Source organism: Paratractidigestivibacter sp., assembly GCF_052362415.1.
Classification (GTDB): domain Bacteria; phylum Actinomycetota; class Coriobacteriia; order Coriobacteriales; family Atopobiaceae; genus Paratractidigestivibacter.
This window is the reverse complement of the sequence record NZ_DAWEMK010000069.1, coordinates 1-9,525: the sequence shown is the minus strand read 5'-3', so window position 1 is coordinate 9,525 and position 9,525 is coordinate 1. Positions and strand designations below refer to the sequence as shown.

Sequence of the window (9,525 nt, the reverse complement as noted above, 5' to 3'; positions counted from 1 at the left end):
GCCATCGAGAGCGATATCGACTCCTGGATCCTGTGGGAGAAGCGCCGCGCGACCGACGGCGTCAAGCCCGGCGTCTTCTACCCCTCCCATGAGGCTGTGGACATGTACAGCCATTACCTCGACGACATCGCGCTGTTCGGCGAGATGGGCTTCAAGTGCTACCGCATGTCCATCAACTGGAGCCGAATCTTCCCGCACGGGGACGAACGCGAGCCCAATCGGGCGGGCGTCGAGTTCTACCGGCGCGTGTTCCAGAAGTGCCGCGAGTGCGGCATCGAGCCTATGGTCACGCTCTCGCACTATGAGCTCCCCTACTACCTGGCCAAGCACTACGGCGGCTGGGCGAACCCCGAGCTCATCGGGTTCTACCTCAACTACGCGCACACCGTCATGACCGAGTACAAGGGGCTCGTGCGCTACTGGCTCACCTTCAACGAGATCAACTGCCTGCTCATGGGAGGCTTCGGCAACATCATGGGCGCGGGCATCCTGCCGCCGGGCGACGACGTCCCCATGACCTTCGGCGACACTCCCTGGGACGATCCCCAGAAGCGCTACCAGGCCCTCCACCACCAGTTCCTCGCGAGCGCGCGCTGCGTCGCCATGGGGCACGAGATCGATCCCCAGGACAAGATCGGCTGCATGATCGCGGGCAACGTCACCTACCCGCACACCTGCAACCCCGCCGACGTCCTCGCCGCCCAGCGCACCCAGCGCGAGCACAGCTTCTACTGCGGCGACGTCCAGGTCCGCGGCGCCTACCCCGCCTGGGCGCCCGCCCTGTGGGAGCGCGAGGGCGTGAGGATCGAGGTCTCGCCCGAGGACGCGGCCACGCTCAAGGCGGGCACCGTCGACTTCTACAGCTTCTCTTATTACATGAGCTCGACCGCGACCGCCGACCCCGCCCTCGCCGAAGCAGGCAACATCTTCGGGGGCGCCGGCAACGAGTACCTGAAGAAAAGCGACTGGGGCTGAGCGATCGACCCGGAGGGCCTGCGCTACTACCTCGAGGAGGTATACGACCGCTACCAGGTGCCTCTCATGATCGTCGAGAACGGCCTCGGCGCCGTCGACGTGCCCGACGAGGGCGGGCGCATCCACGACACCTACCGCATCGAGTACCTGCGCAGCCACATCGAACAGATGGAGCAGGCGATCGCCGACGGCGTCGACCTCATGGGCTACACCATGTGGGGCTGCATCGACCTGGTCTCGGCCTCGACCGGCGAGATGAAGAAGCGCTACGGCTTCATTTACGTCGATAAGGACAACGACGGCGAGGGCACCCTCGAGCGCAGCCGAAAGGATTCCTTCTATTGGTACAAGAAGGTAATCGCGAGCAACGGTGCGGACCTCTCGTGATGTAAACTGGTTACAATAAGTGGGGCGGCAAGGCGCCCTTCTCGATCACTATCGCTAAAGGAAAAGCTCATGGGACTCTTCGATATGTTCAAAAAGAAGGCCGCGGCTCCCGCCGCCCCCGCTAAGCCCGCCAACGTTGACGCCGACCCCGCGCCGTACTCGCTTTGCGCCCCCGTCAGCGGTCGCGCGATCAAGATGACCGACGTCCCCGACCCGGCGCCGTCTTCCCCGATGAGGAGGTCGTCTACTCCCCCGTCGACGGCACCGTGGGCGTTCTCATGCCGCACGCCGTGGGCATCAACACCGCCGAGGGCGTCGAGATCCTCGTCCACATCGGCGTCGACACCGTCGACATGAACGGTGACGGCTTCACGAGCCTCGTCGCCCAGGGCGACACCGTCAAGGCCGGCCAGCCCTGCGTCAAGATCGACCGCAAGAAGATCGCCGACGCCGGTCACCCCGACTGCGTCGTCCTCGTCGTCACGAACACCGCCGACTACGCCTCCGTCGACATGCTCGTCGACCCCGAGTCCACCGTCAAGGCCGGCCAGCAGGTCGTCAAGGTCACCAAGTAACCACCCTCACTGGGTGACAGTCATTGGCTGCAGCTTTCTGGGACACCCATCAGCCGGTGGCAGTCATTGCGTGCAGCATTTTTTGCCAGACATGCAAAGAAGCCGCAGTTCAGCGCTCCTTCTCTCCTCGTGAGAGAAGGAGCGCTGTTTTCGTCGAGGCTTAAAGGATGTCCCCTAAACGCTGCAGCCAGTGACTGTCACTCGGTGATGGGTGGCAACGGCTGATGAGTGTCACAGAAAGCTGCGCGCAATGACTGTCACCCAGTGATGGGTGGAAACGAATGAAGGCGCCCGGCCCCGCGGGATGCGGGACCGGGCGCCGTTCGGTGCGCCGGGTTGTGCGCGGTAAGGCTTAGTTCCAGCCCTTGCCGTCGGAGCCGAACTCCTGGATGAGCTCCTTGGTGCGGGCGACGATGGCCTCGCGACCGGGCTTGAGGAGCTTGCGGGGGTCGTAGCCCTTGCCCTGCTTGTCGAGGCCGGCCTCGATGTACTCGCGGGTGGCCTTGGCAAAGACGACCTGGAGGTCGGTGTTGACGTTGATCTTGGAGATGCCGAGGGAGATGGCCTTCTTGACCTGATCAACGGGGATGCCGGTGCCGCCGTGGAGGACGAGCGGGAGATCGCCGGTCAGAGCCTTGATCTCGCCGAGGCGCTCGAACGAGAGGCCCTTCCAGTCGGCCGGATACAGGCCGTGGATGTTGCCGATGCCGCAGGCGAGGAAGTCGACGCCCAGGTCGGCGATGGCCTTGCACTGCTTCGGGTCGGCGAGCTCGCCGGAGGAGGTCACGCCGTCCTCGGTGCCCCCGATGCCGCCGACCTCGGCCTCGACCGAGATGCCCTTGGAGTGGGCGAGCTTGACGATCTCGGAGGTGTGCTTGAGGTTGGTCTCGAAGTCGGCCTCGTGGGAACCGTCGTACATAACGGAGGTGAAGCCGGCCTCAATGCAGGCGAGGGCCTGGTCGTAGGAGCCGTGATCGAGGTGCAGGGCGACGGGGACGGTGATGTTCTTGTCCTCAACGAGCTGCTTGACCATGTCGGCGACGATCTTGAAGCTGGTCTGCCACTTGGCGGCGCCGCCGGTGCACTGGATGATCAGCGGGGACTGGAGCTCCTCGCCGGCGTCAAGGATAGAAGAGGCCCACTCAAGGTTGTTGGTGTTGAAAGCACCAATGCCGTAGTGGCCCTTCTCTGCGGACTGAAGCATTGCGGTTGCGTTAACGAGCATGTTTCTTACCTCCCAGTTGAGGAACAAGCAGAAAACGGAACGACATCCATAATACCCCGTTAACGGTTCAGACAACTCCGTGAATGGTAGGTTTTATCCAGTAATCGTGATAATTCGTGGACAGCGGATGAAGCGAACCTATACTCGGGTACCCAAAAATCGTTGGGCATGCGTGCCCGCGACAGACGATTTGGAGTGTGCGAAGTGGGTTTTTCCAATAACACGAGCGGTTACGGCTCAGACGACGGCCGCACAGAGAATCTCGGCGCGCAGGAGCAGGGCGAGAAGAAAGGCATCTTCGAGGACTTCAGCTTCGCCGCGGTGATCGCCTCGGGGCTCGCGGCAGCGACCTCCTTCGCGCTCGCCTCGCAGATCGGCATCGCCGGCTCCATCATCGGCACGCTGATCGGCGGCTTCGCCTCCGCGGCGGCCTCCCAGGTGTACAAGTCGCTCCTCTCCGCGTCCGCCGAGAAGATCCGCCAGGCCAGCCCCGCCGACGCCGACGCGACCGTCGCGGACGCAACGCGCAGGATCGACCGCAACCGCTTCGTCGCGCGCGCGGACATCGACGAGGTGGCGGAGTCCGGCACGCCCATCGCCCCGCCCGAGATCCGCGAGGCGGCACGCGCGGCCGAGCACCGCCGTACCCGCAGGCGCGCGACCATCGTCGCCGCGGCGGTCGCGCTCGTGGCGGTGCTCGTCTTTGCGCTGGTCGTGAGCTTCGTCACGCAGGGCGCCGGCATCGGCACCAAGCCCGCCCCTGCCCAGCAGGAGCAGGTCGTGAGCGATAAGCCCGCTCAGGGCTCCGAGAGCTCGGCCACCGGCAAGGGCGAGGCCTCGGGCAAGGGCGCGCAGACGCAGAGCAAGGCCGAGGGCTCGGGCAAGGACTCCTCGGGCAGCTCCTCCCAAAAGAAGGACGGCGAGACGGGCGACGGTTCCCCCTCGTCCACGACCTCCGGCACGGACAGCTCGAGCAGTGGGACTTCTTCCGACGGAGCGAACGGCTCCACAGGCGCAAACGGCGCCGGCAACGGCTCGGACTCGAAGCATGACGCCGATTCCGGCAACTCCGGCAGCAACGGGTCCGGCGGCTACGACAACGCCGGCAACGGGACGAGCTCGGACACCGGCTCCGGCAACGGCTCGTCGACGACGGGCGGCACTTCTTCGTCGACCGGCGAGACGGGCAGCACGGGCTCCGCGACGGAGTCCCGAAAGTAGCTCACGGCGGCTCGGCGCCGATTGCCGAGGCTGGGGAGACGCACCGGGGGCACCGACGGCCGCTCACCCGTGGCAAAAATCGCCGCTGTGGCACGACGGGAAGCAAAATGTGACAGATAACGCCGCTGTGGCACGCGAATCAGCGCCACAGCGGCGTTTCTCGCCACGGTCTGTGCCACAGCGGCAATTCCTGCCACAGCCCGTGCCACAGCGGCGTTTCTCGCCACACAGCTCGAAGCGCGCCCCTCCGCGGCGCCCGTCCCCGCCCGCTGCCTGTGCCACAGCGGCAATTCTCGCCACGCGCGCCACGGCAGCGCCGCCCGCGCTAGAATCGACCCTGCACAAATTAGCGATCAACGGAAGGAACCGCATGGAGCGACCGAACGCCTGGAAGTCCTACTCCCCCGAGCAGCTCGACGAGCTGCACTATCTCTGCGAGGGCTACAAGGCCTTCATCTCGGACAACAAGACCGAGCGCGAGTGCTGCGCCGCCGCCGTCGACATGGCGCGCGAGGCCGGCTACGTGAGCCTGGAGGAGGCCGTCGCCGCGGACAAAAAGCTCGAGGCCGGCGCCAAGCTCTACGCCGTCAACCGCGCGAAGTCTCTCATGCTCGTCAACCTCGGCTCCGACGACCTCGAGGCCGGCGTGAACATCCTCGGCGCGCACATCGACTCGCCGCGCATGGACGTCAAGCAGAACCCGATGGACGAGAAGAACGACCTCGTCACGCTCGACACCCACTACTACGGCGGCATAAAGAAGTACCAGTGGGTCACCATCCCGCTGGCCATCCACGGCGTCGTGGTCCACAAGGACGGCGAGGTCGTTAAGGTCAACATCGGCGAGGACGAGGCCGACCCCGTGTTCTGCGTGACCGACCTGCTCATCCACCTCGCGCAGGAGCAGATGACCAAGGACGCCGCCAAGGTCGTCGACGGCGAGATGCTCGACGTGCTCTGCGGCGGCCGCCCCGTCGTGGTCAAGGACGGCGACGCCCAGAAGGACGGCGCCGCGGACGAGAAGGACCTCGTGAAGAAGGGCGTCCTCGGCATCCTCAAGGAGCAGATAGGCATCGATGAGGAGGACCTCCTCTCGGCCGAGCTCGAGGTCGTGCCCGCCGGCGCCGCCCGCGACCTGGGCTTCGACCGCTCGATGATCCTCGGCTACGGCCAGGACGACCGCTCCTGCGCCTACACGAGCCTCGTCGCCATGCTCGACGAGAAGGACGTCGCCCGCACCTCCGTCACCCTGCTCGTGGACAAAGAGGAGATCGGCTCGGTCGGCGCGACCGGCATGACCAGCCGCTTCTTTGAGAACACGATGGCCGAGGTCCTCGCCCTCGCCGGCAAGCCGGGCGACCTCGCGCTGCGCCGCTGCCTCGCCGCGTCGCAGATGCTCTCCAGCGACGTCTCCGCGGGCTTCGACCCCACCTTCGCGTCCGCCTTCGAGGCGAAGAACGCGAGCTACCTGGGCCGCGGCCTCACCTTCAACAAGTTCACCGGCAGCCGCGGCAAGTCCGGCTCCAACGACGCCGACGCCGAGTACGTCGCCAAGGTCCGCCGCGTGATGGACGAGGGCGGCGTCAACTGGCAGACCGCCGAGCTCGGCCGCGTCGATTTGGGCGGCGGCGGGACCATCGCCTACATCCTCGCCAAGTACGACATGAGCGTCATTGACTGCGGCGTGCCCGTGCTGTCCATGCACGCGCCGTGGGAGACCACGAGCAAGGCCGACATCTACGAGGCCTACCGCGGCTACCGCGCGTTCCTCCAGAAGGCGTAAGGGGCTTCGCGCGCTCGCCGACGCTTATGACATAAGCAGGACAAAGGACGCCCCGGGCTTTCGCAAAGAAGCCCGGGGCGTCCTCAGGTTTACTCAAATCGATTGAGGCCCGCAGCAGGGTTCCTCTGCCGCTTTCCTCAGCCCAAAAGCGCCATGACCTCGCGCTTGGCACGCAGGAACTCATCGGTGAGGTCGAAGCGGGCTGCCTCCCCCTCGCCGGCGGCGCAGGCGCCGTGGTCGACGGGCACCTCACCTGCGACGACCGACGGCACGCCGCCGCGCGGGTCTCCCTCGAGCACGTAGATGCGGTGCGCCATGCTCACGGCCTCGTCCACGTCGTGGGTGATCACGACGGAGGCGATGCCCAGCTCGGCGGCCATGCCGCAGTACCATGCGCGGATGTCGGCGCGCGTGAGGGCGTCGAGCGCGCTGAACGGCTCGTCGAGCAGCGCGACGTCGTTGCCCATCAGGTACGTGCGGAGAAACGCCGCGCGCTGGCGCATGCCGCCGGAAAGCTCGCTCGGCAACTGGTTCTCGCACCCGGCGAGGCCGAAGCGCTCGAACAGCGGCAGCGCCTTCGCGCGCGCGTCGGCCTTCTTGGCGCCCGCGACGATGAGCGGCAGGCAGACGTTGTCGAGGATGGTGCGGCTCGGCAGCAGGAGGTCCTTCTGGAGCATGTAGCTCACGCGGCCGGGGCGGCCGCCCAGGTCCTCGCCGTGCAGGAGCACGACGCCCTCGCGCGGGCGTGTGAGGCCCGAGAGCGCGTGCAGGATCGTGGTCTTGCCGCAGCCGGACTTGCCGACGATGCAGACGATCTCGCCGGGGTCCACGTGCAGGTCGATGCCGCGCACGACGTCGTGCGCGCCGTCCCAGGCGCAGGTGAGGCCGCGCGCCTCGAGGGCGGGAGCGCCGGCGCGAGTCGCCGCGCCGGGAGCCCCGCCCTCGGCAACGGACCCGGCAGCGCGAGTCGCCGCGCCGCCGTCCGCCGCCGCGGCTCCGGGGTTGTCGTTCTTCTTTCCCACGGCTCTTACGCCAGGTAGGAGGTATCGTAGCCGGCGTTGACGTCCAGCTGGTTGGTGACGAGCTGGTTGTCGTTCAGCCACTGGAAGTACTTTGCCCAGCGGTCCTTGTCGATGACGCCCCAGCTCTCGGCTTCGGCGGTGTACTGACCCGCCAGATAGGTCGCGGACGCGTTGACCAGGTCGGCGTCGAGCTCGGGCACCTCCTCGAGCAGGATCTTCGCGGCGTCCTCGGGCTGCTGGACGGCGAACTCGTAGCCCTTCTTTGCCGCGCGGAGGAAGGCCTTGGCCACGTCGGGGTTGGCCTTCGCGTACTCGGTGTTCGCGGCGAGGACCGGGGTGTAGAAGTCGAAGACGTCGTCCATGTCCTTGAAGCTGAAGTAGTTGATAGGGTAATCTTGGACCTTAGCGTTCTGGACCGCCCAGCCCTCGTAGACCCACACACAGTCGAACATGTTGGCCTTCAGGCCGCTGACCTCGTCGTCGACGGTGTAGGGGACCATCTTGAGCTTGGAGTAGTCGCCGCCGTCGGACTCCATGATCTGCTTGATGGTGGCCTGCTCGACGGCCATGTCCCACGTGGTGTAGACGTGGTTCTCCATCTCCTTGGCGCGGGTGATCCCGTCCTCCTGGCGGCTCATGATGCCCGAGGTGTTGTGCTGGATGATGGCGGCGACGGCCTCGAGGCCGGTGTTGCCCTCGTCGTAGGACGCGGCGATGTAGTCCTGGTAAGAAACGCCGAACTGCGCCTGGCCGGAGCCGATCATGCCCTCGGCGGTGCCGTCGGCGGGCTGGACGATCTCGACGTCGAGGCCCTCATCGGCAAAGAAGCCCTTGTTCTTGGCCACGTAGATGCCCGTGTGGTTGGTGTTGGGCGTGTAGTCGAGGCAGAACGTGATCTTGGCCTGCACGGCGGGGACGGCCTTCTTATCGTCGGAGGAGGAGGCGTTCCCGCCGTTGGAGCCGCAGCCGGCGAGGGCAAGTGCGGCGGCGCCGGCGAAGGAGCCGCCCACGAAGGCGCGGCGAGAGATGGCGTTGCGGTTGATCATGTTATTCGTTCCCTTCCGCCTTTTTCCAAGGCATGCAGATGCGCTCGAGCACGTCGACGCCCTTCATGAGGGCGAGCGAGAGCGCGCTGGTGATGATGATGACCGCGAACATGCGGTCGTACGCAAAGTTCTTCCTCACGCGCGTCATGTAGACGCCCAGGCCAGTGAATCCGCCGAGCCACTCGGAGATCACGGCGCCCACGATGGCGTAGGTCGCGCTGATGCGCAGGCCACTGAAGAACTGGTCGGCCGCGGCGGGCAGCTTCGCGTAGCGGAAGATCTGCCACTCCGAGGCGTTCATGGTGCGAAGAAGGTCGATCTGGTCGGGGTCGACGGACCTGAAGCCGCTGGCCAGGGCCACCGTCACCGGGAAGAACGTGGTGATGACGACGAGGAGCACCTTGGGCATGAGGCCGTAGCCGAACCACAGCACGAGCAGCGGCGCGATGGCCACCGTCGGCACGGTCTGGCTCACCGTGAGCAGCGGGTCAAAGGCGAGGTAGAACGTCTCGAACTTGTCCATGAGGACGGCGAAGCCAAAGCCGACCGCCACACCGATGGCGAGGCCGAGCGCCGCCTCCGACAGCGTAGTCCAGGTGTGCGAGAGCAGAAGCGGGAAGTCCGCCACGAGGGCGCAGACGACCTCGACCGGGCTCGGCAGCATGAAGTTCGGGACGAGCCCCGCCGAGCACACCCCCTGCCAGACGGCAAGAAGCGCGACCACGGCGCAGGCGGGCGCCAGGAACTTCTTTGTGAGGAAGCACGGGTTGCGGCGCGCCACAGCTAGGCCACGGCCTCGGAGCCCTTGGCGAACTCGGGATCGTCGGGGTGGTACTTGCCGATCTTGCGGTCGGTCGACATGACGTCGCCCTCGGGCTTGAAGTTGATCTTCGCGTAGGTCATGACGTGCTTGCAGCCGTGCTCGGCGCCCACGAGCTGGCAGTTCTTGAGGATCTCCATGCACTTGTCGTAGTCGCCCTCGATGGCGGTCTCGAACGGGCCGACGAAGTAGTCGATGCCCGTCGAGTCGATGTAGTCGATGACGGCGTCGACCGCGGCGCAGGTGGCGTCGTCGTCGCCCGCGTCCATGGGCAGGTACTGGATAGCGATCGAGCAGTTCAAACGTGCTCCTTCCCGGGCGCACAAAAAAGACGCCCACGATTCCGTAGGCGTTCCAAAACGAATGGGCTCTGGTTCCTACGCCGGCATTACCCGGATCAGGTTCGAAGGTCAGGGCCGCGTCGCTGGGCCCTATCTCAGCCGGCGTGCGCCAGCCCCCTTTTTTCGACAA

At 66.0% G+C, this 9,525-nt stretch carries 8 protein-coding genes and 1 pseudogene; 4 read left to right on the top strand and 5 right to left on the bottom strand.

Going from position 1 to position 9,525, the window contains the following annotated elements; all coding sequences use genetic code 11:
• The first annotated feature begins 102 nt into the window (after window positions 1-102).
• Window positions 103-1,362: pseudogene (locus ACT84W_RS07475) on the top strand (glycoside hydrolase family 1 protein).
• A gap of 164 nt (window positions 1,363-1,526) precedes the next feature.
• On the top strand, window positions 1,527-1,937 hold the full coding sequence (locus ACT84W_RS07470) for a PTS sugar transporter subunit IIA (RefSeq protein ID WP_444328746.1): 411 nt from the start codon (window positions 1,527-1,529) through the stop codon (window positions 1,935-1,937).
• Window positions 1,938-2,289: 352 nt separating this feature from the next.
• Here ACT84W_RS07470 and fba read toward each other — a convergent pair whose 3' ends face one another.
• Window positions 2,290-3,162, bottom strand: a complete 873-nt coding sequence (gene fba / locus ACT84W_RS07465; RefSeq protein ID WP_417575180.1) for a class II fructose-1,6-bisphosphate aldolase — start codon at window positions 3,160-3,162, stop codon at window positions 2,290-2,292.
• 204 nt (window positions 3,163-3,366) lie between these two features.
• On the opposite strand from fba, the gene ACT84W_RS07460 reads away from it, so the two are divergent.
• Together ACT84W_RS07460 and ACT84W_RS07455 are read left to right on the top strand one after the other, a co-directional pair.
• Complete coding sequence (locus ACT84W_RS07460; protein ID WP_444328745.1) at window positions 3,367-4,383, top strand: hypothetical protein; 1,017 nt, start codon at window positions 3,367-3,369, stop codon at window positions 4,381-4,383.
• A 370-nt stretch (window positions 4,384-4,753) separates the two neighbouring features.
• Entirely contained in the window at window positions 4,754-6,166 is a 1,413-nt protein-coding gene (locus ACT84W_RS07455) for an aminopeptidase (protein WP_444328744.1), read from the top strand.
• Window positions 6,167-6,303: 137 nt separating this feature from the next.
• On the opposite strand, the gene ACT84W_RS07450 is transcribed toward ACT84W_RS07455, so the two are convergent.
• Genes ACT84W_RS07450 through ACT84W_RS07435 form a run of 4 tightly spaced genes read right to left on the bottom strand, consistent with a single transcriptional unit; the run spans window position 6,304 to window position 9,356 of the window.
• The gene (locus tag ACT84W_RS07450) at window positions 6,304-7,188 is read right to left on the bottom strand and encodes an ABC transporter ATP-binding protein (RefSeq protein ID WP_444328743.1); all 885 of its coding nucleotides are present in this window, start codon (window positions 7,186-7,188) and stop codon (window positions 6,304-6,306) included.
• A 5-nt stretch (window positions 7,189-7,193) separates the two neighbouring features.
• A complete protein-coding gene (locus tag ACT84W_RS07445; RefSeq protein ID WP_432291304.1) occupies window positions 7,194-8,234 on the bottom strand; it encodes an ABC transporter substrate-binding protein in 1,041 nt (346 codons plus the stop codon).
• A gap of 1 nt (window position 8,235) precedes the next feature.
• Window positions 8,236-9,015: an ABC transporter permease gene (locus ACT84W_RS07440; RefSeq protein ID WP_417575185.1), complete on the bottom strand. Its 780-nt coding sequence runs from the start codon at window positions 9,013-9,015 to the stop codon at window positions 8,236-8,238.
• A gap of 2 nt (window positions 9,016-9,017) precedes the next feature.
• Window positions 9,018-9,356, bottom strand: a complete 339-nt coding sequence (locus ACT84W_RS07435; protein WP_417575186.1) for a thiamine-binding protein — start codon at window positions 9,354-9,356, stop codon at window positions 9,018-9,020.
• Between the last annotated feature and the right edge of the window lie 169 nt (window positions 9,357-9,525).

What these genes read in the sequence shown, in the direction of transcription:
- fba (WP_417575180.1), bottom strand. Translation starts at nt 3,162, where the DNA reads ATGCTCGTTAACGCAACCGCAATGCTTCAGTCCGCAGAGAAGGGCCAC.
- ACT84W_RS07455 (WP_444328744.1), top strand. Translation starts at nt 4,754, where the DNA reads ATGGAGCGACCGAACGCCTGGAAGTCCTACTCCCCCGAGCAGCTCGAC.
- ACT84W_RS07445 (WP_432291304.1), bottom strand. Translation starts at nt 8,234, where the DNA reads ATGATCAACCGCAACGCCATCTCTCGCCGCGCCTTCGTGGGCGGCTCC.